We start from the raw sequence: 25,722 nt of genomic DNA, 5'->3' as shown, positions 1-25,722 counted from the left end.
ATCTCGCGCCCGGTGGCGCGGACCAGCCGGTACAGGCTGTCGTAGGCGTACGTGCTCTCCGGCACCACCTTCTGGTTGCGCCAGAAGCGGGTCTCTTCCGCGTCGTTACGCACGCTGAGCACGTTGCCCGCCGGGTCGTACCCGTAGCGCAGGTCCTGCAGCACCCTGGCCCCGGAAGGATGTCCGTCCGGGCGCGCCGTTTTTATCCCGGTCAGGCGCTGCGTCTCTGCTTCATAGGTGTATGTGGTCACCACCCCGTTGCCGTGCTCCTCCCGCAGCGTCTGCCCGGCGGCCGAGTACGTCAGGGAGCGGACGATAACCTGCTCCGTGCCGCCCTTCACCGTCAGCCAGCGGCCCGCCACCCGGCCCGCCACGTCGTACGCCACGCGCTGGCGGTTCCCCTTCGCGTCGGTGGTGGCCAGCACCGCCCCGGCGGCGTCCGCGGCGGTCAGGGTGGTGTGTGCCCCGTCAGCCAGCAGGCCGTTCCGGACGGACACCCCTGCTCCCTGCCAGCCGGCCACGACGTCAGGGTTATCCGCCTCCTTCAGCAGGCGGCGGGTCACCGAGAGCGGCACGCCGGTAAGTGCCATGCTGTCGGTCTGCGTCAGGCCGGCGGTGTCATAATGACCGATGCACACACCTGCCAGATTCAGCGCCTTCTCCTCAACAGAGTTACCGGCCCAGACGAAACGCTCCGTGATGCGGGCGGCTCCACCGTTCACCTGCTCCGCAATACTTAACGGACGTCCGGGCAGGGTGGCGTCCTCATACTGCCAGGTGCGGGTCACGGCCTGGCCTGTGTCCTCCGTGCCATCACGGGCAGTGCGGATGTTGCTGACCGCCAGAAACGGCCGGCCGGCGGCGTCGCTGAGGGCGAGGGTTGTGCCGCTGTCGGCGCCCTGCGTGCGCAGGACGGCGCCGGAGAGGGCGTGACGCCAGGTGAAGTTCGCCAGGCCGGCGTCGTGCAGGCGCGGGTCAGCACTCTGCGTCAGAAAGCCCCGGGCGTCATACTGATGGTAGGTGATGCGTTCACTGGTCACGTCCGGGGAGCCGGGATGGCGGTGGTACGCTATGTCGCGCACGATCTGACCGTGGTTATCGAGAACCGTGACCGTCGGGGTCTTGCTGTAAAGCGAGGTGCTCATGATGTCCTCCTGTTTATATTGTGCAGCCGTTCAGGCTGCCAAGAAAATCCATACTGCAATCAGGGTAAGTTCGGCTGGACAGGCTCTTTCAGGCGGGATGGAGAAAGAAGCTGGCAGTCAGATTTAATTTGCCGTTATTGTAAGTCCGTTGAAATGGATTGCGAGCCGCTACACAGAGCCCTGACTCAATGGATGAATATGCTGGGCGTAAGGCTAATCAACGTGGGTGGCCTAATGGAAAAACATTAGATGATGCTGGATTAAATGTTAACGTATGGGTTATGACTTGGGCTGAAGTTTTGAATGCAGCAAGAGCAACATTCAGTTTCTTTAGTAAGTGATTGAATTTAGGTGCGTCCTGGGATGATGCAACATGTTACCCTGAAAAGACACACCGGGAGTTTATTCCTGTTATAACAATTACAGAAGAAGTATAACTTTCCAGACCTCCTTCGGGCGGTTTTTTTGGTGATACTCGAATTCCCTGCCAGTACTAATAATTACAAAGCTACCGACTACTCTCTATGGCGAACCCAATGCAGGGTATCTGGTCGTACAGTAAGACAATGGGATGTGAGTATACCTGCATATCGAACCATCAACTTTAGGGAGTCTCTGGTACTTCAGCTTCCACTTCTGGCACAAAACAGACAGTCATTGTCTGGTCTTTTATCAGGAAATCACTTCACCCAGTCTTCAGGTACCAGACCCGGCACCCGCTCAAACTCCCGCGTATTGTTCGTCACCAGTACGGCGCCGGCGGCGATGGCGTGCCCGGCGATCGCCGTGTCGTTCGGGCCGATCGGCGTCCCGGCGAGGCGCAGCGCCACCTTAATCTCCGTGGTCGCATCCACCGCGGCGCGATCCCAGGGCAGGATGGCATCGAGGCGGGCGCAGAACGCGTCGACCAGCTCGATGTGTCGCGGCGAGGCCTTCGGGCCGGTGGCGCCGAAGCGCATCTCGGAGTAGGTGATGGCCGAAACCACGATACGGTGACCCCGCAGCACCGCCTGCTCCAGGCGCTTCAGCACGGCTTCCGGCTGCTCGCGCATGATGAACGAGCAGATGTTCGTGTCGAGCATATAGATCCTGTTCACAGGTTAACCCGTCCTTCGTCGCTGACAACGTCCCCGCGCTCCGCCATAAAGTCCGGGTCAGCTTTTTCGAGCTGCGCGAACGAGCGCCAGGTCGGCCGGACGGGACGCAGGATGATGCTGTCCCCTTCCCTGACGATCTCCAGCTCGCTCACCCCCTCAAAATCCAGATCGCGGGGCAGGCGGATGGCGCGGTTGTTGCCGTTTTTAAAAATGGATACGGTTCTCATGTTCTTTCTCTCCCGGGTAAATATGGATATGTGACGCATATCCGGAATGAGGTTGATTGCACCGGGTGTGTGCATATGTTCAGTATAGGCAGATGTTCGGCATATGTATAGATATTGCATATGCAGATGGCGAGTATATGCGTATGCCATACCTATGCAGATGTCAGGCATATGGATATGCTTTACCTATCCGTTTCTTCTCTTTTTCAAGGAAGATCCGAAAACCCTCAGTTCCGGATCTTCTTTCCGCACCCCGTCGCGCAGCGGCCCCCGCAGGCCATATCTTGTGGTCACCGTCGCTTTCCTGCCGAGGCGACACACCATATGTTGTGTTTCATCCTGTCCCGGATGACCGGGCGCTGCACACCGGAAAACGCCGCTTTGCTTATTTCCCCGCCGTGGTACACTTCCGGAAAGTTGGTATACGCCAGAAAGTCGGATCTGCCGGAAACGGCTCTCCGGTAATTTACCGGCGTGGCTATATGGATGCTTATTGTCAGCCTGAAAATGATGACGGCACGGGAAAATTATCCGGGTGACAGATGCTGGGTTGTGCCCAGCTGATTGTGCTGCGCGTCATAATTACTCTGAATGACTGTTTCAGCGAAAAGGAAGTGAAGTGCTTATCAAGAAAATTATAAATGTGGGCATTATTGTGTCCCTGACTGTCGCGGGAGTTAATCTTTATCGCTACCTGCAGGAACGCGATAACGGTAAGGGCATTGTTTCCTGCTCCCTGCCGACGGGCAACATTGAGATCATCCCCCGCGACGGTCGCCTGAATGCGGTGAACACGGAAACCGGTATGAAGCTCGGGGTCCCTGAGCGCTGGCCGGACGGGCAGATCATGATCACGGCGAACGGTGGCCGGATGATTAACGCCACAGCCTGTCTTGGCCAGCACAGCAGCTGGTTTGCAGTGAAGGAGCCTGCTACTCAGGTCCGGTAGCGGGGCGGGATTTATAAGTAGAGGAAGGGTTATGTGTGATTTATGCAGGGCGGACGGGAATTACTTCCATACGCCGGAATGTGTGTATGACCAGCTGGTCAGTGAGTACCCCGTGATGTGGCTGCGGGACTCGACCCGGATCGGCGCCTGCTACACCCTCCGTGAGCTGCTGTCGCCGGAAGGGATGGTGCTGGCCATACAGAACGCGGCACCGATGAAGGGATGGCGGCTGCGTATGCGGTATAACGAGGCCACTGACGAAGAGATCAACCCGCAGTGCGGGGACTGTATCGAGCTGCCCTCCAGGGCGGACGCCATGCGGGCCTTTGAGCCGTTCCGTGGTAGCGCGGCGTCAGTATGACCGGCGGGATTTTTCAGTAAGGGAACAATTATGGCTGACTGGTTTATTGCGACCGAAGGCGTGAAGGTGGTGAAGGACAGTATTGGCCTGGCACCACAAATTATCACGGCTGTTACGTCGGTTGGAGCTGCTTTTGGAGGTGTAGCGCTGACGCATTACTTCACCCGCAAGCGTGAGGAAAGAGCGTCAGAGGAGAAACTGGTCCGCGAGCGCCTCTTTATCAGCACGGAACTGATCTGTCTGCTGGAGCACTTTGCCGATCAGTGCAGTGATGTGGCCTGCGATGCGGAGCCAGTGAAAAAAAACTGGTCGGTAAAGGCGCTGCCTCTCCTGAGTCTGGAAGGCGTCGAGGGAGACTGGCGTTCGCTTCCTCCCGGGCTGCTTTTCCGTCTCCGTAACCTGCCGGCGCTGAACAGGGAGGCCCGGTACGTTATTGAAAGCGTATTCCGGTACGAATCACCACCTGACGTCACGGAATCCGCCCGGTACCAGTATGCCCGTCTGGGGCTGAAAGTTCTGCTGATAGCCTGGCGTCTTCGCCGGATCTGCGATCTTCCTCCCCCGCGCGAAGGGGAACTGTGCAGGCGGATCGGGTCCATCCTGTGGCGCAACCGGCGCGCGCTGTGGCACCGGCATGTGCAACGCCAGCGGAAGATTCAGAACGACCTGTCCCCTGATGAAAAAGGATAACCAGTGAAACCCCATTATCTCAACGATCCGCATGCAAACGAAGCCGCCGATGACATTATTAGCCTGCTGAAACTGTGCCAGCAACTGCAGTCTGAAAAGGACGGCAGGGAACGGCCGGACCCCGGGGCTTATTCCCGCGATGAGGATGCGTTTGCCGATCGAATCCGCACAGCGTGCGGTCATGCCCTGCAGCTTCGCCGGCAGCTGCCGGTGATGACGACCCTGAGCGCCATCGGTGCCGAGATGGAACGCCGGGGAGAAATCAGTGTGCTCCCGGGCGAGGATTACGCGCAGAAAGCACTGGCACGACTTACAGAGCAATACCTGTCCGGCAGGGGCAACAAGCAATGATGCCGGCAATACCAGGCCAGGGCGTTTCTTTTTCGGCCGCGCAGCTGCCGGTGGCCATCGACTACCCTGCCGCACTGGCCCTGCGTCAGATGGCGCTCGTTCAGGACGAACTGCCGAAATATCTGCTGGCGCCGGAAGTGAGTGCCCTGCTCCACTATGTTCCCGATCTCCACCGCAAGATGTTGCTGGCAACCCTCTGGAACACCGGTGCGCGCATTAACGAGGCGCTGGCGCTGACCCGGAGTGATTTTTCCCTGACGCCGCCCTACCCGTTCGTGCAGCTGGCCACACTCAAGCAGCGGGCGGAGAAAGCGGCCCGAACGGCCGGCCGCTCACCTGCCGGCAGTCAGGCTCACCGGCTGGTTCCGCTTTCCGATGCGAACTATGTCGGTCAGCTGGAGATGATGGTGGCCACGCTGAAAATACCTCTTGAACGACGCAACAAGCGAAGCGGCAGAACCGAGAAGGCGCGTATCTGGGAGATCACCGATCGGACGGTCCGCACCTGGCTCAGCGAAGCGGTTGAAGCGGCAGCGGCCGACGGGGTGACGTTCTCCGTGCCGGTGACACCGCACACGTTCCGTCATTCCTACGCCATGCACATGCTGTATGCCGGTATACCACTGAAGGTGCTGCAGAGTTTAATGGGACATAAGAGCATCAGCTCGACGGAGGTGTATACGAAGGTGTTTGCGCTCGATGTGGCGGCACGGCACAGGGTACAGTTTCAGATGCCGGGGGCTGATGCTGTGGCATTACTCAAAGGAACCATTTAGTTTCTCTTCAGGCTTTGAGGATCTGCATGGTATGGGAAAGGCCGCAAATGCGGCCTAATTCATACTTCACATATCATACTTATGATATGGTATTGTTTTTATTCGCCTGTTTTCTGAAAGTAAAGTTCGAGGGCTTCTCTGACTATAGCACTGACGTTTTTAGGATCCTTTCCGTTACGCTTGTTCCGCAGTGCGATGTCTTCGACCTTCACTAACATAGACTCCCCTAATGAGATTGTTGTGCGGCACTGTTTTTCAGGTTCCGGTTTTTCTGGTGCTCCGTAAGGTTTATCTGCAAGACGCTGCGCGAGGGCTTCAGCTTGTTCTGCCGTGACACCTGTTCTGCCTGTCGCTTGCTGGCTCGGCTTTTTAACCATTATCCGAATACCTCTTTCATTAATTGCATAATTTCTGCTTTTGCCGCTTCATTATTCGTTTCTACGACGCCAGTTCCGTTGCTCATGCAATCTCGATAGACCTTGCGGAAACAGATTACTGTTTGCAGCGTTTCAATAGTTGGAAACTCTTCCAGGTACTCCAGAAACTCTTTCCGTTCATTTCCTCTTAGCACTGGGTTTGTGGTAGCCATGCTTTGTAAGCAATAGACTTTCAGCTCAGGGTTGAGATCTCGCATAGCTTCAATCTGCTGAGCAAGTTCTGTCAATGTATCAAGGTCGGGCTGTGAGCATTGTAATGGTGCAATGATCTGATGTGCGACGACGCCACTGGTAATGAATTCTCTTGAGTTTCTGCCAGCCACATCCACGATTACATGATCATATTTTTCGTCTAATGCTCGAAGGGTCTGTGTCAGATTATCGAATTTTTCGATGAGCGTGAATGTTGGCTCTATCCCCGAAGCTTCACGCTCAGCATGATGTTTAGCGGCCGTCCGCTGCAGGTCTCCATTTAATAGGCATACATCTTGGCCTTCATGCGCTAATGCTATTGCCAGGTTTGACGCCGTTGTTGTTTTACCTGAACCGCCTTTATTTCCACCTACGACAGTAATCATTTCTGCCTCATAAATGTGATGTGTGAAGTATGATTTATTCTGTCACATACGCAGTTATAGTCAATGCTTGCAATAAAATTTATGAAGTATGATGTGTGAAGTATGATTTGTGAGTTATTTTTTAATACATCATAAATATTACTTGTGTTTTAATATTTCACACTTATGATTTAATACTCAATCTGAGTGTTTAGACACTTAAGTTCAATCGGATTTCTCAATTTGAGTATCAAGGGGTTCAGGATGAAAGTGTATTGTGATGATGGTTCTACAACTGTAAAACTTGCATGGATCAACAATAAGAAACTTCATAAGTCATTGTCATCTAACTCTTTTCGTGAGGGTTGGAAAGTGGAGGGTATGGGTGTACGTCAGACCTTCAACTATGAGCTTGAAGGTAAAAAGTACACATATGACGAAGTCAGCAATGAATCCATTCTTACTACTCATATTGAGTATCAATATACCGATGTAAACGTTCTGGCGGTTCACCATGCACTTCTGAACAGCGGGCTGAAACCTCAGCCTGTCTCACTGACAGTGACCTTACCTATTAGTGAGTTCTACACCAGGGATTGTCAGAAGAATGAGCTGAATATTCAGCGGAAAACTGACAATCTGATGCGTCCGGTCAAGCTGAACAAAGGCGAGGTGTTTACCATTGAGCACGTCGAAGTCATGCCTGAATCCTTGCCTGCCGTATTTGAACGCCTGGTGAAAGACAATGTAGGGCAGTACGAAAAGTCTCTGGTGATTGATCTCGGAGGTACAACTCTCGACGTTGGCGTTATCGTTGGTCAGTTCGACTCTGTCAGCGCGATACACGGAAACTCGGATATCGGCGTATCCTTGGTGACGAACGCTGCACTCACGGCGTTAAAAATGGCATCCAGCAACACGAGTGCTATGGTCGCTGATGAACTTATCAAACAGCGAACAAACGCTGACTTCGTCCGTCAGGTTATCAACGATGAAAGCAAGACAGCACTGGTGTTGGATACCATCGATAGCGCGATCGCTACACTGGGTGCCCAAGTTGTCGATGACCTGGCAGGGTTCAGGGACGTTAACCGGGTTTATATTGTTGGTGGCGGTGCGCCACTGATCGAGGATGCTGTTAAGGCTGCTTGGCAGCATCTGGGCTCGAAGGTTGTCATGATGGACTCGCCGCAAACATCACTCGTAGAAGCCATCGCAGCATTTAAAGGGGAATAGGACTGTGAGCGAGGAACGGAAGAAGTTTACGGTATATCTTCATCCGGACCAGGCGGCGGACAATATGTCTTTAGACATTATTGATTCTGTCCCACGGAGCGATAGAGGAGATTTATATAGGAGAGCGCTTATCTCCGGCTTAGCACTTCACCACCTCGACCCACGGCTTCCTGGCTTACTTGCACTGTTGTTGGATAAGAGTTTCACTGCAGATAGTCTGGTAGGTTTACTCAGTCAGACAACGGGATGGAAGCCGTCCCAGGCCAATATTCGTGATGTGCTTACAGAACTGGGGGCAGGGACATTTGATTCTGCAATCAAACCTGAAGTCGTAGAAGATGATGAGCAGCGGCGACTTGAAGAGGCCCGAGTCAAAATGAAAGGCCTCTTCTGATACTCAAATTGAGGCTCTGGGGATATCGGACCACCTGGTCGTGTATGCCGGAGAAAGCATCTCTCTTTTCATTTGCCATTCTGGTGCAATTCCACGACCAGCAAACCATACCCTCCCGAGCCCTGAATGGTTTATGCCATCCAGGGCTTTCATTAGCTCCTCGCTTCGTTCCTGCGGCTTAGCCTCATCGAAAAGATTTAACTGTGCTACTCCCGTAGGAGTGAAGTCATTCAGCATTACGCCGGCCTTTGCATATCTATGCCCGTCGAGCCAGATTCGGTCCAGGGCCTTTACTGCGGCATTAATGATGTCCCGGGTGTCGCGGGTAGGTACAAGAAGCTTTTCGCTGGCCACGTTTCCGTAATACGCTTCGTTGACTGCGAAAGGGGAGGTTTTGATAAAGACCGATATGTGCCGGCAGAACTGATGCTCTCCCCGCAGCTTTTCAGCCGCGCGTTCGGCATACTGGCAGATAGCCTGCCGCAACGCTTCGTAAGTCGTGATGCGCTCCCCGAATGATCGGCTGCAGACAATCTGCTGCTTCGCGGGCGGTGCCTCTTCAAGAGATATACAGGCCTCACCGTTCAGCTCACGTACGGTTCGCTCCAGTACCACGGTAAAGTTCTTGCGCACAAAGGCAGGGTTCATGCGCGCCAGCTGCAGCGCGGTCGTCACGCCGTATGTATTCAGCTTTTTGCCTATGCGGCGCCCAACCCCCCAAATTTCCTCTACCGGTTGCAGAGAAAGCAACTTTTCAGTACGCATTGGATTATTGGTGTTAAGGGCTAACACGCCGCCGAACTGTGGCCATTCCTTAGAAGCCCATTGTGCTGATTTTGCTAGAGTTTTTGTTGGCCCCATCCCGACGCCAATTGTGAGTCCGGTTCCGCTTAGGACATGCTCGCGCAGCTGGCGCCCGAAATCTTCAAAGTCAGTACAGCCATCGATGCCGCGAATGTCTAGGAACATCTCGTCGATGCTATACTGCTCAACGCGGGGCGCCAGTTCTTCCAGGTGTGCCATGACCCTGTTGCTCAGACTCGCGTACAGCTCATAATTGCTGGAAAACGTAAGGATTTTCTCCGGGAACTGCATTGCCTTCAGCTGGAACCATGGGATCCCCATCTTGATTCCAAGCCGCTTCGCTTCCTTCGATCTCGCTATTACACAACCATCGTTATTACTAAGAACGATCACTGGTTTATCACGCAAGTCAGGACGAAAGACCTTCTCACAACTCGCATAGAAGCTGTTCACATCTGCCAGGGCGAACATCAGTCATGTCCCCGGGTTTTGTGTACAAAGGCAGTTACGACACCGAAAATTTGTAGCTGCTCAGGTTCTGGCCATAGAGTAGGGTAGGCCGGATTCATTGCCTGTAACCCTGGCCTCGGTTTCAGTAGTAATCGCTTAACAGTAAATTCACCTTCAATTTCAGCTATAACGATATCGCCGTGCTGTGCCTTTTCGGCTTTATCAACAATCATCAGATCGCCTGAATGTAGCCCAATATCATTCATGGAATTACCGATAGCTCGCACAAAGTATGTCGAGCTGGGTCTGGATATACAGTAATCACTGAGGTCAAGTTCGGCTTCGACATAGTCCTGCGCCGGGGACGGGAAACCCGCTGGGCACCTCTCACTGTAAAGAGGAATAGGTATAATTTCCGGTTCGCAATCGACACGTAATAATTCAAACATAGGCACCTCCGCACTGTATTTATATACAGTATTATTGCTTTATTGAGTGTACTTTCAAGTTTTTGCTTTGCCCATTTTTTAACTCTCTGTTGCTTAAAGAAGTTTCCCGCCGTGCCTTCACTTTAGCCCGAACGCTCCAGATGCAAGGGTTCGCTTCGCCGCCATCCTCACCCGGTCGCAGTTTTTACGCCTGATGCCGTTCTTCCCGTCGTTCTCCCGCTCAATATTCGCGGGAGAACCGTCCAGATAGTCATCGCTTTTTATGTGCGCTGCGGCCTCCGGTGTCGCCCCTGCATCTTCCGCTCGATGTCGGGCTGTCGTGTCGGCACGGCGCAGACTGGTGCCGGATGATGAGGACTAAAGAATGTTTAGACTGACCTGTATTGATCTTGATAATGGGGAGTTTGCCGTATACATCAACAACCACTACCTGGGAAGTGAAGACGGTAGCGGTGAAAAACTTTATCTGGGTGATGTGTTAGAACGACTTTCCAGGATGCCTGGTGTTCATCTCCAGACCATTCAACAGCCTGTGCCCGATGATGAAGAATGGTGCTGGAACGATGTCGCAGATTCGTTGCTTACCCCATCTCATGCTTTGCGTCGTGAGATGACTGTGGGGGGAATGATTACCCGTCTGCAGGAATACCCCCTGGTGGCTCTCTGTACCGGCACATTCTGGCTGGAGGATGACTTTCTTGAGGTTGACGCTTCGCTCGATTCCGCAAGTATTGCTGCCGCTATGGAACGGGCGTATTACTCCCATGACGCAAATTATGGTTTTAACTGGGATCACCTGCGCTTTGCCATCGATGAGGTAAAGCGCACATGAATACATGGCTTGTTGGATTCCAGACACAAATTGCGAATATAGAGACATTTGTTCACGTCCTGATCGAGGCTGAAAATCTGGAGATGGCAGAAGCCGGTGCCATGCATATGGGGCGCACATGGTGGCCAGTCTTAAAAGGGGAAGACTCTGATCATTGCTGGACGTATCAGGAAGGAACTGTCTGGTTCTGCAGTATTATTTTATTGGATGATGTCGAGAAATCAGTGCTCATAGGCCTGAGGTTCCTGGATACTTGGTCAATTACCGGTACGAAGGAGCGGCTGGATGCTATTGATCATTATGATAATTATTGGGAGGAGTATACCCGTTGATATCATTGCCGGTCAGCTGATGCTGGCCGGTGTCACTTCAACGCATAAGGAAGTCGCTCACTCCGCTTTTTATGCCGCGCCGGCGCGGCGGATATCAACGCCGTGCCTTCACTTTAGCCCGAACGCTGCAAATGCAAGGGTTCGCTTCGCCGCCATCCTCGCCCGGTCGCAGTAATTTATTGCTTCATGCCGTTCTTCCCGTCGTGTTCCGGCTCAATTTTCGCCGGAACACCGTCCAGACCGCCATGATCATTTTCTGCGCTGCGGCCTCCGGTGTCGCCCCTGCATTCTCCGCTCGATGTCGGGCTGTCGTGTCGGCACGGCGAAGACGTCGCCGCATTCAGAAGAGGAGATCACCATGACCATTGCTTACCGCTTTATGCACCGTCATACCCGTAACACGCTGGTTGCGCGCGGCTGGCCAGCCAATATGGATATCGATACAAGCCTGAATTATTCCAGAGGAGAAGGTGTCGCCATTCTATGGCCAGCTGGATGCTTTACAGTTGCACCGACTGTTACCTGAGATTGCACTGCGTGGTTTGATGTCCGATCAGTCTATGAAGGTGCTGCTGCCATTGCTGGCAGGAAGTGAACTGGTTGTGCGCCTTTATCGTAATTCGCTGGGGCATCGTAAGGCTCATGCCGGAACCATTTCGCTTGAATATGATAATTGCCCTGAGGGTATGTCCACGAAACATATCCTCTGCCTGCTGAAAGCCCTGCGTGACGAGATTAACCACGTCTGTAGCTGCGTGGCATCCGCCGGATACCGTTTGATGGAAGCGTTGCGTCCCGCCGCTGAACCGCTGGTATTTACCCGCCGAACTCGCAATTTCCTCCTGACAGTAACGGAAGTAGAGCAGGTGCAGGATGATGCGCAATGGGATAACGAGACTCTCGATGCACGTCTTAAAGCGGTACTCGACGGGAAGGAAATCTTTCGTCGTCTGCAAATCCGCCTGGAATGTAATGGGCGCACAGTCGGACAGACCCACGTGCCTTATGCGCTTCGTCACCCTGACAGCCCATCCCGTGATTGGTTTGACAGGCACTGGCTGCGGGATGTTGTTTGCAGCGCCCGCACCGAGATTGACGCGATGATGAAATCCTTCTCCAGCATACGAATTGCCGCCTGATTTTAGGCGGGGCAGCGCGCCCCGCCTAATGGCGAAAAGGATGTCGCACGCTCCGCTTTACCGGCGCACCCTCCACGATGTTCCGGGCACGCAGGTGAAAACGTCCGTGCGGTCTGCGGCTAACGCCGTGCCTTCACTTTAGCCCGATCGCTTCAGATGCAAGGGTTCGCTCCGCCGCCATCCTCGCCCGGTCGCAGATTTTTACGCCTGATGCCGTTCTTCCCGTCGTTCTCCCGCTCAATATTCGCTGGAGAACCGTCCAGATCGTCATCGCTATTTATCTGCGCTGCGGCCTCCGGTGTCGCCCCTGCATCTTCCGCTCGTAGTCGGGCTGTCGTGTCGGCACGGCGTAAGCCGGAACTCAGACGACACTGACACTGGAGGAATATTTAATGAACACTACCACCCCGGCGATTTATGTAGGTACGTACCACAAATACAACTGCGGTAGCCTCTACGGTAAATGGTTTGACCTCACTGACTTTGATGATAAAGCAGAGTTTCTGGAAGCCTGCAACGAGCTGCACGCCAATGAATCCGACCCGGAACTCATGTTCCAGGACTGGGAAGGGATCCCGTCAGCATTTGCATCCGAATCTTCCGTTGACTGGAATTTCATTGAAGCCTACAAGCGCGCAGTAGAGGACGGTATGGATGCTGCATTTATTGCCTGGGTGGAATACTCCGGAGAGTGTGATTATGACGCCTTCGAGGATGCTTATTGCGGAGAAGCTGAGAGCGAAGAGGACTACGCCTGGACTATGGCAGAAGAGTGCGGCCTTCTCAATGACATTCCGGAATCGCTGCGTTGCTATTTCGATATGGGAGCCTGGGCGCGGGATTTGTTCCTGGATGGTCTGGTATTTCTGGATGGCTACGTGTTCAACGGTTGATGTCAGAGGCGGGGCAGGGCCCCGCCACAAAGGAGAATAAAAATGAAACTTGATCCACAGACCCGTGACATCCTGCGTCAGTACAAAAATATTATTAACGCCCGTCGACGTGAAAATGGTCAACGGGAATTAAGAACGGAGCAGGTGATCGACGAAATATGCTATTACATGACCTGCCAGCGTGCGGTGTATATCGGCGGTCATTTCATTTTGCAGGGTGGAAAAGGTAACTGATAACCTGGCAGGCGGTATCATCCGCCTGTTAGCCCGCGCGAAAAATCCTGGCAGGCTTTGCCTGCCGGCGGTTGTTACCGCGCCTGCGGCGCAGCAACAAACCGCCCCGGCAGAAAAAGTCAGCAACGATCTCGTTGCAGGCGCGTGAAAGAGAGGAAAAACATGAGCGAATTTAATCTTTCGGTACGTTCAAAAGAGGATCAGGACAGGATCGCCGTAGACCTGGCCGCGTCAGGTGTGGCATTTAAAGAGCGGCTAAATCAGCCAGTGGTGCCGGAAATTGTGGCACGAGAGGTGCCCGAAGAACTTCGCGAATATTTTCTGGAAAGGTTGCGCCATTACCGCCAGCTTAGCCAGCAGTTGCCGAAAGCCAGCGATCCACAATATTCAGAAATGGCCGAGGCAAATAAAAAGTAATTTTTTCAGTAAGATATGCTGTAAATCAAACTCATTGCCTTTGTTGCAGTGGGCGTCCGGGCGGGCTGTCATGCTTCGCACAGAGCCAGCAAAGCTGTCTCTGCCCGGCCCCTGCGGGGCAGCGGGTGTCCATCCCATGACGCAACCCCCATCGCTTGCAGCAGCCGTTCCGGCTGCGCCGCTCAGTCGCGCCGTTTCCTGCGCTCCCTGCATCACGCCGTAAATACCCCGTCGTGATGTAGGGGGCAATGTCGTTTCGCCGCGCGCGGCTTCCCGTCATTGCGGCGTGTCCCTGCCCATTCCATCCGGTCCTTTTACACCCCTTTGAGTCCCTCCTCCGGGTGCTGAGACCGCCACAGTCCTCGTGGCTGTCCAGGGTGAATGCTGACGCACGGCCACCAAAACTTTTTGCAGGCAAAAACTTTTTGCGTCCGCCCCGGACATCTGCCTCGGCCGGTGTCGTTTACGCACCTGCGGCGAAGGTTCTCAAACGGGTGATGTTTTATCCCCCGGGAAAGTTCAGCAGGTTCCCGCGAAACGTCAAAACCGCGGCTCCCGTAACTCAACGGGTGATGGGTTTTAAAACCAGCCACTTTTTTAAAGGAAGTATTCAGTGGGAAAAACATTACAGGAATTTCTGAATCAGCCAGTGCTGCTGCGCGAACCCACCGCCGAAGAAAACGAACTGGCGGCTCTATTGAATGGCAGTACCGTCACTGCATCCGTGGTGCTACCTCAGGGGCCGTTTACCCGTGAAGAGGCGACCGCTCTGGTGGCGCAGTACACCAACGTCAGTATTGAGAACGATCAGGGTACTTATTTTCAGCTTGTTGTGCGGGGTGAAGAAGGGTTTTTGACGAAGTGCGCGTGGAACTTTGAGAACGACGTGGGGGCATTGCTTAACCGCGCTCTTGCCAGTTACAGAGCCAGAAAACAGCAGTAAGAAGGTGCCCTGTCGGAGCTGTCACTCCGCAGGGCAAGACAATCATTAATACTGAGAGGTACTAAATCATGACAGTTGCAGATGTTAAATCAAAAGCACCAAAAAAAACCAGTAAGAATAAAACTGCCGGAAACGAGGCGCTGAAAACTGCCCTCGACGCGGCAGTCATTGAGTATGTTCCGCTGACCGATCTCATTAAATCACCGCTGAACGTGCGCACGATTCCCTACACCACCGAGAGCGTTAAGCGACTGGCTAACTCCATTGAAAGCCTCGGACTGCTTCACAATCTGGTTGTCCATGCCCTGCCCGAGGGAAAATACGGTGTGGCAGCAGGTGGTCGGCGTCTGACTGCGCTGACGCTCATGTCTGAAATGGGGCGTATCAAACCGGATTATCAGGTTCCGGTTAAACGTGTCAGCGACGAGCTTGCTGTTGAGGCTTCTTACGCCGAGAACAACGAGCTTGAAACCATGCACCCTGCCGAGCAGATCACAGCGTTTGGTACGCTGGCGGCGCAGGGAAAAACTCCCGCGCAGATTGGTGAGGTGCTTGGGTACGGTTCCCGCCACGTCCAGCGCATGCTCAAACTTGCCAGTCTTGCCCCGTCACTGCTTGCACTTCTGGCAGAAGGTCAGCTTGATGTTGAACAGTGTCAGGTGTTGTGTCTTGAAAGCGATCCTGAGCGTCAGGTTGCTGTTTACGAAAGCGTAAAGGAGGAATGGGGACGCACTACCGTAAACGCACTTAAAAATCGTATTACGGAAAGTGAAATTTCTGTCTCGCATCCACGTTTCGCATTTATCGGGCGGGAAGTTTATGAAGCCGCAGGCGGAATTGTCCGTGAAGATCTGTTCAGTGAGCAGGAAGGGGACGGAACAGTAGACAGTCTGCTTGTTGAACGTCTGGTACTGGAAAAACTTGAATTGATCGCTCAGGAAATCCATCAAAAAGAGGGCTGGATGTGGGGTACCGGACGTCTGGCTGCAATTAACCTTTACGGACCTGACGGAAAGGACTACCGCATTCTGCCGGAGCCAGATGCAATCTACAGCGAAGATGACAGCCGCCGTATCGATGAACTGTCCGACAAATTTAACGCTCTGGATCCTGACAGTGATGAAGCCGAGGCCATTAGCAGCGAAATATCCCTCATTGAACATGCCGCTGAGCTTCGTGGGTGGACAGAAGATCTGAAAGCAAAATCAGGCGTGGTGGTGAGCTTCATGCACGGTGCGCTTCGTATTCAGCGTGGTATATGCCGCATGTCTGATTTACCTGACCATGACAGTAACGGAGAGGATTCCGCGCAGTCTCCTGCCGTGACTCATATGCATCGACCTGATGCAGCAGAAGGGATCAGCATCCCGCTGCTCACCAAAATGTCATCCGAGCGCACTCTGGCGGTACAGGCCGCGCTGATGCAGCAACCTGAAAAGGCTGTGGCGCTTATGGTCTGGCGTATGTGTACCTGCGTTTTTGCTGGATGTGTGACCACGCCGCATCCGTTCCGTATCAACCTGACCGTTTCTCACAGCAGCCTCACTGAGAACGCCCCGTCCGGTAAAGAAGGCGCAGCGTTTGAAGCCCTGATGACCGAAAAAGAGCGCCTGAAAACCCTGCTGCCAGCAGGATGGGAGAAGGACTTCACGACCTTCTTCGCCCTGAACGGAGAGGTACTGATGTCATTGCTGGCCTTCTGTGCGGCTTGTTCCGTAGATGGTGTACAGACGCGTGATAATGGACACACATCACGCAGCCCTCTCGATACGGTTGAGGCCGCGATAGGTTTTCACCTTCGCGACTGGTGGCAGCCTACAAAAGAGAACTACTTCGGTAGCCTGAAACATTCACAGATAGTCACTTCACTTAAAGATGCAGGTCTGACTGGTGCCGCTGCTGACGCAGAAAAAATGAAGAAAGGCGACGCGGCAGTGCATGCGGAGTTCTTTATGAAGCAGAACCGTTGGGTTCCTGCATGGTTACAGTCACCGCAGCCTGATGCAAAAGACAGCACCGATACCGACACTGACAACGCGGCAATTGCCGCCTGATAAGGATAGCCGCCCTACGGGGCGGCAATAAGGAGATATCTGATGAATATGCCAAACTTTAAGCTTTCCTCCATGATCGGAGAAGATTTCGAAACCTGCCGCGCCGCTGGTTACTCCTACCGCCGTGAGATGACACACGCTGTTATGGGGGCACTGAGTGCGCCTGAAAACTGGGATGTTAACGGGGAGTATCGTAGCGAGTTCGGGGGCTTATTTCCCGTGCAGATCCGTTTTTCACCCACTCATGGCCGATTTGAAGTGGTTCTGTGTAGTCCTGGTGAGTTTAGTCAGGACTGGATCATGCTGTTGGTCTGGAGAAAAGGGCAGGAAGTATCCTGTATCCGCTCATGCCCACAATTTGACGCTGCTGTGATAAACCATGTGCTAAGCCTGACCAGCAGGCTGGACAGTGATGGATACTCAATTTTCGATATTCTCTCAACGCTGCGCATGGAGGTGGCCTGATGATCCCTCGTCACCTTTCTCTTGTCACGCAACTGCCGGAGCGTGAGGCAGCGTTACGAGCCATTATTGCCGTAGAAGAGGGGGGCGGGCGGTACGGAAGCCGACACCCGCAGCCGTATCCCTATGCCAGAGCATTTTTCCGGTTCCTGACTGGCAGCAGTAAAATTAGTGGAAAGGCGATCAACCAGGTGCGCGGGGCGTACTGGCTGAAGGGCGATAAAATTTCTCTGGCCCGATATGAAGAGGCGTTTGACATACTAATCAGTAGCCGCGGTCGCCTGTGTTACCCTCCGCTCGGTACCGACATGGTGCAGAACCTGTTTCCGGAACAGGCGTTCAGCATCAGAGAGCGCCACACGCAGCGGGAAGTGCGCGAGGATAATCTTTATTCCCGTCAGGAATCACGGCGACACCGTGAAAAGGAAGAGAAGTACCAGAACCGCGTGGGGCAGGCTGAAATCGACCTGGCATTTCAGACACCGGAGACACTGCGTGCATGGTATGAGTTCTGGTCCCAGCAGGATATACGGGACTATGACATCCAGCGAATGTTGTGGGCGTGGACAGAACGTAGCCCCTCGTTGTCTCATCTGGTGAAAGCTTACTATGACCGTGCGCATGAAATTGTGCTCGATGTACATGATGTGGCGGGATCCTCGACACCGGCGGAGAAAGAGCTGGAGCGCTGGATGGTACCGAACAAAATCACGCTGAGGTCTATATGGCCGTGAGAAACAATCCGTGGAAAACGGAGCTGAAGGTTGCCCGCAGCCAGCGCAATAAACTTCGGACTATGTCGGAAAAGCTGAAAGAGATGTGCTATGAGTGGGACGGATTAAGTGGCTGGCTGGAGACTGAAAGTGAGCGACTCGCAGAAAGCATTGATCAGCATCTTGAGGCGCTCGACGAACAGATACAGAACTGGTCCACAGGCAGAAGTGATCCTGAGTAAATCAGATAAAGGTGAAGATTTATCCAGTAATCAGGCTGTTATTCCTGGGCAGAATCGGCTCGTCGGGATATAATGGCGATGGCGCTTGAGGCTTTTTGCCTCATGACGTGAAGGTGGTTTGTTGCCGTGTTGTGTGGCAGAAAGCAGAAAGCCCCGAAGTTAATTTTCATTAACCACGAGGCTTAATCTGTATGCCTGAACAACATCAGATTAGCCGCTTACCTGCCGAAAGGCAAGGAGAAGTAAGCTATGAAACTGCCACGAAGTACCCTGCTCTGGTGTGTGTTGATAGTGTGTCTCACACTGCTGATATTCACTTACCTGACACGGAAATCGCTTTGCGAAATCCGGTACAGGGACACGAACAGGGAGGTGGCGGCTTTTATGGCCTACGAATCCGGTAAGTAAGCTACCTGGAGGCGGGGGAAACCCCGCCTTTTCAGGGCTGAGTTGCTCTGCCATGCCTGAAGCGCCTTTATGAAGGGGTTGCCGGTTCGCCGGTAGCCCCTTTTTCCATCCCGACGCGACCGCACGCCTAAACTTCCGGGACGGACCGAACCCCTGCGGGTTCGGGGGAAGCGGGGCGCGCCTCCGGCGCAGCCCCTCTGCTCCCTCCGGTTTGTCCTGTTCATATACGCAGTTGTGATTAGTCTGCTGAAGCTGTGCTTCAGGCAGGGCTTCTTCGTATGCCTCTCCATGACCGTTTTGAACGGTTTCCGGAACTAGCTCCGTAGCTACTCAGCGGGATTTTCCACGTCCGTAAGGCACCAGTGGCAGTTTTACCGTCATCGATGTATCCTCCGAATCCGGTTTTGATATCCCGCGATATCAGCCTCAATGCTTTGGCCGGATATACACTTCCACCGCTTGATACCACCATTCCCTGCAACAATTCCGTGTTTTGCCCGTTTCTGACCAGGTACGTGTTCATACGCTGGCCCTGGCTGTTTGTTTCGGTAAAACCGGACGGCAGAAAACCGGTATTTTTAAGCATGGCTGTGGTGATCACTGTCGGTGCGGTAGTGCTGGTTGCACTTAACAGCGTCGCATAGTTTCGCCCGACGTAGCCACGCGCTGCTGCTGCGTAGGTACTGATATGGGCTGCTTCAACCTGCCAGTTTTTCTCCTGTTGCCAGTCCTTGTATTTAGTGAGCCCAAAGACGGCCATTGCCATCACAACCAGGAGCGACAGAGCGACATCAAGATTTGCCCAGCCACGATCATGCTTTTTCATAGAATCGATATCCATACAGGTTGATACAGAAGAGTGAGCTGGAAAATACTCCCGCTAAGACAAAGCCAGGGTCCCAGCGGTCCCTCTTTTTTCCCCGATACATGCCAGGTTAACAGCCAGAGAACAAAGGCTGCTGCTCCAAACAGAGTGACCAGGGCAGCATCTTTCCCCCCCATCCAGGCAGTCAGGCCAGTTATCAGCCATAAATCTCCCTGACCCAGACGCTGAGTGCCCCGGTTTACCAGGACACTCAGTAGCGCCATCAGACTGACTGTTGCTGCGATCTCCGCCAGTTGTGTAGATATACCTTCAACTGAAACGTCTGATGCTGCTCCCCAGAGCAATCCCCCAAGTAAAAGCCGTACTGTGAAGGTTCGTGGCAGATATCCACTGACTGCGTCTGTGCTCCCGGCCTGAAGAAGGAAGGCCATCATCACTATGGCAGCTGCCCGATCAGCAACAGGAACCGGTGCAAGGGCGGCGATCATACTGAAAGTAGCGAAGAGCCAAATCCCTGCCGTCAAGGTTGTTTTCTGTCCCTTAACGTTTATCGGGTGCTCTTCCAGAAATTCGAGCACGCGGCACATCAGGCCTCTGCCAAGGAGTGCGAACCCCAGTAGTAACGGCAGACTCCATGCTGTCGTCAGACTCGTAACTATGATGGTTCGCATATTCGCTTTCCTTTCACCTGTCGACAGACTCGAAGACCTTTCAGCTCCAGATAGAACCCCCAGATACGGTTGGCATATTGCTCACGAGTTTCGTGCCGATCCTTACGGAATCCAGCGTTGTAAGACCCGAGGCAATTCCAGGTCACACCACATACCTGAAAGTGGCTGGCCAGGATCCACGCCCCTATCTGAATGTTCAGACAGGGGCGCTTCAGCAGGTCTTCTGCCCCCTGGATGACACCCATCCGGACGAGCTTCGGCACATGGGTTGAGTTAATCTGCATCAACCCATAGTCCGTGCTGACCGGATTACCCTTTTTATCCCGGTTGGTATTTGTGACCCATGGACGGAACGAGGACTCCCCTTTGGCCACAGCCTTAAGCAGCAGTGGCTCGATCTGGTATCGGGCACCGGCATTGTTAAAGCAGGCATCAAAAGTCGCAGGCGGGGAGTTCGTGCTGGCCATCAATGGGCCGGAGGAAAAGGACAGAATGAGCAGCGTCATTAACAGGTGGCAGGAGAGAATGCGTTCTCTCCGCATGTTGTCTCCTTAGCTGTTCATCGTGAAGATCAGCTTGTTGGTACCTGTGCTGCCATTGTCAGCTGTGCATTGCGCGCTGGCTTCTTCAGTTGTCACGACCCCATCACTGTGCGCCGTGGAGTTGACGGTGATCGCATCAGCAATTTTGGCGCGACTGAGTTGTGTGACTAGCGAGACGCAGGCGCCCTGAGGAACCATTTCGTAGGTCAAAGAGAACCCATTTGAGAACCCGGAGACTGTGACAGGTGACAGTGTCACGGCTCCACCCCATCCATTATAAAGCGTGGCAGTCCCGGAAGAGGGGGTACCACGTACAGTCATACTTTTAGGCTGAAGTTTCATCTGGATAAGCGAGCCCATCATTTTGGCACCGGAAGTGAATGTGTATCCATCTCCTCCTTTCATCATGTTTTGGGTGCTTGTGATGAGCGACTGAATGTTCGACGACTCCTTACCTACGTTGACGTTATTTTTGAGGGCGAAGTATCCCGCCAGGACGATCCCGATGACGACCAGTACGATTAGCGCGATGCTGCCCTGCTCCAGGAAGCCCCAGCCGCGGTGTTGCGAAAGCGCCTTAGTTGGTTTGTATGGCTGAGAAGTTGGTTCAGAATTAAATTGCATGATGTTTCCTCATTTAAAAAGAGCCCGACGAGCTGTTAAGGGCATTAATATCCATAACGACAAGGACCAGAAGCAGAAGCATCAGGATCATTGCCAGGAACATGAGTCCGCGGATTACAACAGCGCGCTTTGCTACGCGCTCCAGGGTTTGTTCAAGCCAGCGCTGTCCGTAGTTAATGATGATTTCATCGTCTCCATCACCCTGCAAAAGGGAGAGGAAGTTGGCCGCTTCCTGCGACGGAAAATCGTAACCACAGTCCTTCAGAGCCAGTCCGAAATGTTTACCTTCACGCACATGTTCGGTAATCGCATCAATACGCACAGCAAGCCAAGGGGATGCCGTTTCCAGCAGGATCTCCAGCGCGTCTTTGGTTCTTACGCCGGACTGTAGCAGTGCACCGATGTTCAACAGGAAGGTCGCGCCCTGAATATCCTTATAAACCGACCATGGCATCAGCCCGTCGAATATACGACGAAGCCTGTCAGGGCGATGCCAGCGCGGGAGTGACCAGACCGTCCAGATAATTAAAGCGGTGGCGGCGATGCCGGTTATCACTCCATACTCACTGAAATACACTGAGATCCCGTAAAGAAACCCTAGCGCCCCGGTCCAGTTCTCTGGCGGGCTGATTTCTGTCAGCGTGGGAAGTAGCTCGGCATTCAGTACATAGATGGAACTGGACAACATGATGGCAAAACCAATCGGATAGATGGCCATCTGCCATACAGCTGCGCGAATACGCTTACCCGCGTGGGTCAGGGCACAGGCGTATCTTAGTGAGCGTGGAAGTGACTCACTGCGTATGCCGGCGCTTATAACGGATGCTTCTGCGGCAGGTAGCCACCGGGTGAGTGTACGCTCCAGCGTTTTTTCGCCGCTGTTTTCCCTTAACGCATCAATACAGTCGTCCGTCAGCTCAACGTAGGGATGCCAGTTCTGGCCGAAGTTCGTCCATGCATTGCGCATTTTCTCCAGTGAAGGCTTTAGTTTCTGCCGGTTTTCAATCAGAAACCGCAGCGCATCATAGAACTGAACACGATACTGACCGCTGAACGTCTTACGAACCAGGTTATATCGGAGTCGTTTCAGGAAGTGCATTTCACGCATCATCCACCTCCAGACGTTCATCTTCATCGAGTGGAATGATCCGGTTGGCCATCAGCGGGTCGACCAGCCCCTCGTTGATTTTATGCAGAACGTGCCGGACACGACTGATCCCCTGCATGTTGTTTATCCAGAACTGGCGAGCCGCGACCTTGCCGTCAGTTTTCAGCAGTTTAAAAAGACGGTTATTGGTCTCGATAACCTCGGCAATGACGGTACGTCCCCTGATACCCTGACCGACTTTGCCACGCACCTGGCCGTTGATCTCCACCACCTGTGTGCATGCTTCACACCCGTCCGGGTTATGGAAATAGAGCCTGTCGGTCGAGCAGACGCCTTCAATATTGCAGTATTTCTCCAGCCAGTTCTTTTCCTCCTCACTTAAGGTGTTGACCTTATCCTGCCAGGATATACGACATTCTGGACATAGCGTGGGTACCAGACGCTGACTGATTAGCCCGATTAAAAGTTGGGCATCACACAACAGATTTTCGTTAACACCGAGCGTAACCATACGCTCCGGGATGCCAAGTGCTGAGTTTGTGTGCAGGGTGGTCATCACCAGGTGCCCGGTCTGGGCGGCATAAATGGTGGCCAGCATCGAGACAAGGTCACGCATTTCACCCTCCATAATGGCGTCCGGATCCAGTCGCAGCGCTGACGAGATAGCTTTTCCCCAGGCGATACGTACTGCTTCCTCATCTGATTTGTCGCAGATGATCGGTGTCTGAACTGCTCCCACGACCTGCCCCTCAAGTGGGTCTTCGATGGTCAGAAGGTGTTGCCCGGGGTTGGTATCCAGATATACACGGCAGGCGGTACGGAGTGTGGTGGATTTACCGGAACCAGTTGGTCCCGAGAGGATGATCTTCCCTTCAGGTCGGTCAATCATGCGTTTAAGCAGCTTGATTTGTTCGGGTAGATAACCCAGTTGCAGGAAGTCAGGTACGTTGTTACCGTCATCCGGAATAAGTCGCATAACCGCAATCAGCCCATCGCCAGTTGGACGGTGACTGTAGCGGGCACCAAACAGTCCTATTTTCCGCATCATGGCCGGGGAGAGTCGTGCATCCTGTTCCCGGTGTGGGTAGAAGCTGGTTTCTGACACATCCGACATCGAGAGAATACAGGTGGCACAGAGGGACATTCCTTCCTCCCGCCGACGTTCATCCACCACATGTAAATAGCCGTGGACACGCATTTTGACCTGGAAGAGCGAATCAGAAATCAGAAAGTGAATATCTGAGGAACCGAGCTTTTTGGCCACTGAAAAATAGTTCAGGATCCGTTGCTCACTTTGGCTGCTGTCTCCATCCAGGTCTGCCAGAGTTAATCCTGTCTTGGCGCTGGCCTGCGGTTGAGCTTCCTGCTTTTTCCGTGCCTCTCGTAAGTCTGAGAGAGTGACAAACCGATGTTTGATCCCCGGGTGTTTGTTCATTAAGTCCATCAGCGCGGCCTGTACACTTGGGACGCCTCGCTGGTTGGTATCGATGAGGATTTCTTTCCTGTCACCGTCATCAAACAGCAGAAGAGATTCTGCAGTAATAGCGCTCATGGTTAGTCCCCAAAGGCAAGCAGTGTGCCATCGCTGAGTGTGACGCCGGCTAGCGTAATGCTCTTGACTGTGCTCTCCATCCCTGGAATACGGCTTCCCGGCGATACAACCAATGACTGTCCTGATTGGAGTTGCAGTGTGGCGCGGAGGTTTTTATCGCGGCCGTTAATCTCAAGAACGACAGGGCGATTATTCATGGTAACCGGGCGTGCAGGCTGACCGGGCAGTGAAGTATCGCCGAAGGAGGCACCGGGAAGAGCGGTGGCAGGAGTGCTGGCGCTGGATTGATTTTCCTCAAGCTGGCGCTGCAGTTGCGCCCCCTGAACTTCTGCCTGAAGAATAACGTTTCGTATATGCAGCTGTTCAAGCTGCCCTTTTGTCACACCGGATGTCAGATTCCCTGCTGGCTGTGATACCTGTTGGTTCGTTGACTGAGAGGCCTGAACGGGTAAAGGCCCGAATATTGACAGCAGGAGCCAGAGTGTCGCCTGCCGAAGAAATTTACTTTGCTGACGCATAAATTTTACCTTCAGTGGTATAGCTGAACGCACTTCCGTTCAGCTCGAATGTTAAACGGGTAAGTCGGATACCAGTTTCATCCAGACCGTCGAATAAGATGATGGCGGGGAGGGGCGCGGAAAAACTAAACGCGTATTCCTGCCAGTCCTGCACAGGAGGCGGTTCTCCGTTCGACCCCGGCAGGACTGGAGGCATGGCTACATCGGTGATGTTGAGTGTGATTTGCTGACGCTGGAACCAGGAGAGGATGCGGATGAGCTGCAATGAACTGTCAGGCACTGCTTCATCTCTGAGTGGTCTGTCCGGGGGCGGTAATGAAATTCGGGCTTCCCGCCCCCCCTCCTTGAGATTGAATAATGGCGTGACACCGAAGACCTCCTGACTGCGAGCGAGAAACCCTTCAACTGTGCCACCGGGCATAATCTGGTACAAAAGGGTTATCCCGTCAGGAGAGCAGGTCCCGGATGCCAGTTTCCAGCTCCCCAGAACATGTAGCGCCGGATCGGTCTTTCTCTGACAATCCTCGATCAGAGCCTGGGCTGTTACCTCGCGTGCCCAGGGATGAGGCAAAACCTTAGGTTTTGCCTGACTGGCGAACATTGCGCGCGCCCTGGCCTGTATTTCTTCAGCGGTGAGTACCGGTTCCTCCGGTGGTGTGGTCGTCTGCCACCAGGCAATGGCGCCTGAGCCGAGCAGCAGTATCGCGCAAGCCAGTAACCAGCGCTGTCTCCGGAGCCCATCTACATGCACACGGCATTGCTGTCGCCTGCGTGCAGATAGTCCGGCAAAGAGACTGTTAGCATCAAGGGGGTTTTCCACTGATGCCAGACAGTCCCAGCCTTCTGGGGGCGGTTCGTTCATGCTCAGGAACAGTGTCAGCAGCTCCTGCATTTTGTCCGCACTCCCTGTTTTATCGGCAGTGACGGCAGGCACACCATTAATACTGGCCAGAAACACGAAGTCGGTACTACTCAGCCGATAAATGCCGTATCCATTTCGTGTGCTGGCACAGAACGCGAGTGCCAGCGAAAAGAGCTGGTGACGGCGATAACGGACGGGCAATCTGCCACTCCCTGCGACTGATTGCCCTTTTTCCCGTGTATTGAATTGTCCGGTTGAGGTGTGGACGCCAACGCCGTCTGTTCTTCCGGAACGTGATTTTATTAGTTGAAATGACGGCAGCCGAAATTTCTGTTTTTCCGTTGGCGCCCAGTCCATCCCCGCCAGCCAGTAACGGCTGCGGGATTTTCCATCCCGGATTGTAAACAGGTAATCCTCATCCTTCATT

33 protein-coding genes and 3 pseudogenes are annotated in these 25,722 nt (G+C 53.6%); 21 read left to right on the top strand and 15 right to left on the bottom strand.

Annotation, left to right across the window (positions count from 1 at the left end):
- The 3 genes and pseudogenes from ABR39_RS01100 to vapB form a co-directional block, all read right to left on the bottom strand.
- Positions 1 to 1,145, bottom strand: a pseudogene (locus ABR39_RS01100) (RHS repeat protein); the annotation flags it as partial.
- A 680-nt stretch (positions 1,146 to 1,825) separates the two neighbouring features.
- Entirely contained in the window at positions 1,826 to 2,242 is a 417-nt protein-coding gene (locus tag ABR39_RS01095; RefSeq protein ID WP_047345420.1) for a type II toxin-antitoxin system VapC family toxin, read from the bottom strand.
- On the bottom strand, positions 2,239 to 2,469 hold the full coding sequence (gene vapB / locus ABR39_RS01090; protein WP_047345419.1) for a type II toxin-antitoxin system VapB family antitoxin: 231 nt from the start codon (positions 2,467 to 2,469) through the stop codon (positions 2,239 to 2,241). The genes ABR39_RS01095 and vapB overlap by 4 nt, the downstream gene beginning before the upstream one ends.
- A 619-nt stretch (positions 2,470 to 3,088) precedes the next feature.
- Between vapB and ABR39_RS01085 the strand changes: the two genes are divergently transcribed.
- From ABR39_RS01085 to ABR39_RS01065, 5 genes are read left to right on the top strand one after another with little or no spacing between them, the layout of a single operon-like run.
- Positions 3,089 to 3,418, top strand: coding sequence for a hypothetical protein (locus tag ABR39_RS01085; protein ID WP_047345418.1), 330 nt, complete (start codon positions 3,089 to 3,091; stop codon positions 3,416 to 3,418).
- A 31-nt stretch (positions 3,419 to 3,449) separates the two neighbouring features.
- Entirely contained in the window at positions 3,450 to 3,779 is a 330-nt protein-coding gene (locus ABR39_RS01080; RefSeq protein WP_047345417.1) for a hypothetical protein, read from the top strand.
- A 30-nt stretch (positions 3,780 to 3,809) separates the two neighbouring features.
- Positions 3,810 to 4,469 (top strand): hypothetical protein, encoded by a 660-nt coding sequence (locus tag ABR39_RS01075; protein ID WP_047345416.1) that lies wholly within the window; start codon positions 3,810 to 3,812, stop codon positions 4,467 to 4,469.
- Between the two features lie 3 nt (positions 4,470 to 4,472).
- Complete coding sequence (locus ABR39_RS01070) at positions 4,473 to 4,820, top strand: hypothetical protein (RefSeq protein WP_047345415.1); 348 nt, start codon at positions 4,473 to 4,475, stop codon at positions 4,818 to 4,820.
- Positions 4,817 to 5,596 (top strand): site-specific integrase, encoded by a 780-nt coding sequence (locus tag ABR39_RS01065; protein ID WP_047345414.1) that lies wholly within the window; start codon positions 4,817 to 4,819, stop codon positions 5,594 to 5,596. Before ABR39_RS01070 ends, ABR39_RS01065 begins: the two co-directional genes overlap by 4 nt.
- Positions 5,597 to 5,694: 98 nt before the next feature.
- Here the strand turns inward: ABR39_RS01065 and ABR39_RS01060 are convergent, their stop codons facing one another.
- Positions 5,695 to 5,973, bottom strand: a complete 279-nt coding sequence (locus ABR39_RS01060; RefSeq protein WP_047345413.1) for a hypothetical protein — start codon at positions 5,971 to 5,973, stop codon at positions 5,695 to 5,697.
- A complete protein-coding gene (locus ABR39_RS01055; RefSeq protein WP_047345412.1) occupies positions 5,973 to 6,611 on the bottom strand; it encodes an AAA family ATPase in 639 nt (212 codons plus the stop codon). Before ABR39_RS01055 ends, ABR39_RS01060 begins: the two co-directional genes overlap by 1 nt.
- Positions 6,612 to 6,854: 243 nt before the next feature.
- Here ABR39_RS01055 and parM point away from each other — a divergent pair, with 243 nt between their 5' ends.
- Both parM and ABR39_RS01045 read left to right on the top strand, forming a co-directional pair.
- Positions 6,855 to 7,826 carry a plasmid segregation protein ParM domain-containing protein gene (parM, locus tag ABR39_RS01050; RefSeq protein WP_047345411.1) on the top strand — a complete coding sequence of 324 codons (972 nt, stop codon included), beginning with the start codon at positions 6,855 to 6,857 and terminating at the stop codon, positions 7,824 to 7,826.
- Between the two features lie 64 nt (positions 7,827 to 7,890).
- Complete coding sequence (locus tag ABR39_RS01045) at positions 7,891 to 8,220, top strand: plasmid partitioning/stability family protein (RefSeq protein WP_123156757.1); 330 nt, start codon at positions 7,891 to 7,893, stop codon at positions 8,218 to 8,220.
- A 3-nt stretch (positions 8,221 to 8,223) separates the two neighbouring features.
- Here ABR39_RS01045 and ABR39_RS01040 read toward each other — a convergent pair whose 3' ends face one another.
- Together ABR39_RS01040 and umuD are read right to left on the bottom strand one after the other, a co-directional pair.
- Complete coding sequence (locus ABR39_RS01040) at positions 8,224 to 9,495, bottom strand: Y-family DNA polymerase (RefSeq protein ID WP_047345409.1); 1,272 nt, start codon at positions 9,493 to 9,495, stop codon at positions 8,224 to 8,226.
- On the bottom strand, positions 9,495 to 9,923 hold the full coding sequence (gene umuD / locus ABR39_RS01035) for a translesion error-prone DNA polymerase V autoproteolytic subunit (RefSeq protein ID WP_047345408.1): 429 nt from the start codon (positions 9,921 to 9,923) through the stop codon (positions 9,495 to 9,497). Before umuD ends, ABR39_RS01040 begins: the two co-directional genes overlap by 1 nt.
- 364 nt (positions 9,924 to 10,287) lie before the next feature.
- Between umuD and ABR39_RS01030 the strand changes: the two genes are divergently transcribed.
- The 14 genes and pseudogenes from ABR39_RS01030 (at position 10,288) to ABR39_RS00975 (ending at position 18,592) form a co-directional block, all read left to right on the top strand.
- Complete coding sequence (locus tag ABR39_RS01030) at positions 10,288 to 10,755, top strand: hypothetical protein (protein WP_047345407.1); 468 nt, start codon at positions 10,288 to 10,290, stop codon at positions 10,753 to 10,755.
- The gene (locus ABR39_RS01025; protein WP_047345406.1) at positions 10,752 to 11,087 is read left to right on the top strand and encodes a hypothetical protein; all 336 of its coding nucleotides are present in this window, start codon (positions 10,752 to 10,754) and stop codon (positions 11,085 to 11,087) included. The genes ABR39_RS01030 and ABR39_RS01025 overlap by 4 nt, the downstream gene beginning before the upstream one ends.
- A 470-nt stretch (positions 11,088 to 11,557) precedes the next feature.
- Positions 11,558 to 12,226: a hypothetical protein gene (locus tag ABR39_RS01020; protein ID WP_047345405.1), complete on the top strand. Its 669-nt coding sequence runs from the start codon at positions 11,558 to 11,560 to the stop codon at positions 12,224 to 12,226.
- A 392-nt stretch (positions 12,227 to 12,618) separates the two neighbouring features.
- Positions 12,619 to 13,119: an antirestriction protein ArdA gene (locus ABR39_RS01015; protein ID WP_022650026.1), complete on the top strand. Its 501-nt coding sequence runs from the start codon at positions 12,619 to 12,621 to the stop codon at positions 13,117 to 13,119.
- 42 nt (positions 13,120 to 13,161) lie between these two features.
- Complete coding sequence (locus tag ABR39_RS01010) at positions 13,162 to 13,353, top strand: hypothetical protein (RefSeq protein WP_022650025.1); 192 nt, start codon at positions 13,162 to 13,164, stop codon at positions 13,351 to 13,353.
- The gene (locus tag ABR39_RS25965; protein ID WP_154299603.1) at positions 13,337 to 13,501 is read left to right on the top strand and encodes a hypothetical protein; all 165 of its coding nucleotides are present in this window, start codon (positions 13,337 to 13,339) and stop codon (positions 13,499 to 13,501) included. Before ABR39_RS01010 ends, ABR39_RS25965 begins: the two co-directional genes overlap by 17 nt.
- 14 nt (positions 13,502 to 13,515) lie before the next feature.
- Positions 13,516 to 13,770 carry a DNA polymerase III subunit theta gene (locus ABR39_RS01005; protein ID WP_022650024.1) on the top strand — a complete coding sequence of 85 codons (255 nt, stop codon included), beginning with the start codon at positions 13,516 to 13,518 and terminating at the stop codon, positions 13,768 to 13,770.
- 724 nt (positions 13,771 to 14,494) lie between these two features.
- Positions 14,495 to 14,713 (top strand): DUF905 family protein, encoded by a 219-nt coding sequence (locus tag ABR39_RS01000; RefSeq protein WP_096207697.1) that lies wholly within the window; start codon positions 14,495 to 14,497, stop codon positions 14,711 to 14,713.
- A 68-nt stretch (positions 14,714 to 14,781) separates the two neighbouring features.
- Positions 14,782 to 16,767, top strand: a complete 1,986-nt coding sequence (locus ABR39_RS00995) for a ParB/RepB/Spo0J family partition protein (RefSeq protein ID WP_047345404.1) — start codon at positions 14,782 to 14,784, stop codon at positions 16,765 to 16,767.
- A gap of 42 nt (positions 16,768 to 16,809) precedes the next feature.
- The gene (gene psiB, locus ABR39_RS00990; RefSeq protein WP_022650021.1) at positions 16,810 to 17,232 is read left to right on the top strand and encodes a conjugation system SOS inhibitor PsiB; all 423 of its coding nucleotides are present in this window, start codon (positions 16,810 to 16,812) and stop codon (positions 17,230 to 17,232) included.
- Positions 17,232 to 17,963 carry a plasmid SOS inhibition protein A gene (locus ABR39_RS00985; protein WP_047345403.1) on the top strand — a complete coding sequence of 244 codons (732 nt, stop codon included), beginning with the start codon at positions 17,232 to 17,234 and terminating at the stop codon, positions 17,961 to 17,963. Before psiB ends, ABR39_RS00985 begins: the two co-directional genes overlap by 1 nt.
- Complete coding sequence (locus ABR39_RS00980; protein WP_240477046.1) at positions 17,954 to 18,184, top strand: hypothetical protein; 231 nt, start codon at positions 17,954 to 17,956, stop codon at positions 18,182 to 18,184. Before ABR39_RS00985 ends, ABR39_RS00980 begins: the two co-directional genes overlap by 10 nt.
- A 191-nt stretch (positions 18,185 to 18,375) precedes the next feature.
- Positions 18,376 to 18,525: pseudogene (locus ABR39_RS26145) on the top strand (DUF5431 family protein); the annotation flags it as partial.
- Positions 18,467 to 18,592 (top strand): type I toxin-antitoxin system Hok family toxin, encoded by a 126-nt coding sequence (locus tag ABR39_RS00975; RefSeq protein ID WP_223540704.1) that lies wholly within the window; start codon positions 18,467 to 18,469, stop codon positions 18,590 to 18,592. The pseudogene ABR39_RS26145 and the gene ABR39_RS00975, both read left to right, overlap by 59 nt.
- A 304-nt stretch (positions 18,593 to 18,896) precedes the next feature.
- Here the strand turns inward: ABR39_RS00975 and pilV are convergent.
- The 8 genes and pseudogenes from pilV to pilO2 form a co-directional block, all read right to left on the bottom strand.
- A pseudogene (gene pilV / locus ABR39_RS00970) lies at positions 18,897 to 19,418 on the bottom strand (shufflon system plasmid conjugative transfer pilus tip adhesin PilV); the annotation flags it as partial.
- Positions 19,415 to 20,089: a prepilin peptidase gene (locus ABR39_RS00965; RefSeq protein WP_032650404.1), complete on the bottom strand. Its 675-nt coding sequence runs from the start codon at positions 20,087 to 20,089 to the stop codon at positions 19,415 to 19,417. The gene ABR39_RS00965 and the pseudogene pilV, both read right to left, overlap by 4 nt.
- Positions 20,074 to 20,631 (bottom strand): lytic transglycosylase domain-containing protein, encoded by a 558-nt coding sequence (locus tag ABR39_RS00960; protein WP_032650405.1) that lies wholly within the window; start codon positions 20,629 to 20,631, stop codon positions 20,074 to 20,076. Before ABR39_RS00960 ends, ABR39_RS00965 begins: the two co-directional genes overlap by 16 nt.
- A 9-nt stretch (positions 20,632 to 20,640) precedes the next feature.
- Positions 20,641 to 21,255, bottom strand: coding sequence for a type 4 pilus major pilin (locus ABR39_RS00955; protein WP_032650407.1), 615 nt, complete (start codon positions 21,253 to 21,255; stop codon positions 20,641 to 20,643).
- A gap of 13 nt (positions 21,256 to 21,268) precedes the next feature.
- Positions 21,269 to 22,363 (bottom strand): type II secretion system F family protein, encoded by a 1,095-nt coding sequence (locus tag ABR39_RS00950; protein ID WP_032623575.1) that lies wholly within the window; start codon positions 22,361 to 22,363, stop codon positions 21,269 to 21,271.
- The gene (locus ABR39_RS00945) at positions 22,356 to 23,915 is read right to left on the bottom strand and encodes a GspE/PulE family protein (RefSeq protein ID WP_032650411.1); all 1,560 of its coding nucleotides are present in this window, start codon (positions 23,913 to 23,915) and stop codon (positions 22,356 to 22,358) included. The genes ABR39_RS00950 and ABR39_RS00945 overlap by 8 nt, the downstream gene beginning before the upstream one ends.
- Positions 23,916 to 23,917: 2 nt before the next feature.
- Complete coding sequence (gene pilP, locus ABR39_RS00940) at positions 23,918 to 24,433, bottom strand: type IV pilus biogenesis protein PilP (RefSeq protein WP_082132610.1); 516 nt, start codon at positions 24,431 to 24,433, stop codon at positions 23,918 to 23,920.
- A complete protein-coding gene (gene pilO2 / locus ABR39_RS00935; protein ID WP_047345402.1) occupies positions 24,417 to 25,721 on the bottom strand; it encodes a type 4b pilus protein PilO2 in 1,305 nt (434 codons plus the stop codon). Before pilO2 ends, pilP begins: the two co-directional genes overlap by 17 nt.
- Between the last annotated feature and the right edge of the window lies 1 nt (position 25,722).

The organism is Enterobacter genomosp. O (assembly GCF_001022965.1).
Classification (GTDB): domain Bacteria; phylum Pseudomonadota; class Gammaproteobacteria; order Enterobacterales; family Enterobacteriaceae; genus Enterobacter; species Enterobacter cloacae_L.
This window is presented reverse-complemented; position numbering and strand designations above follow the sequence as displayed.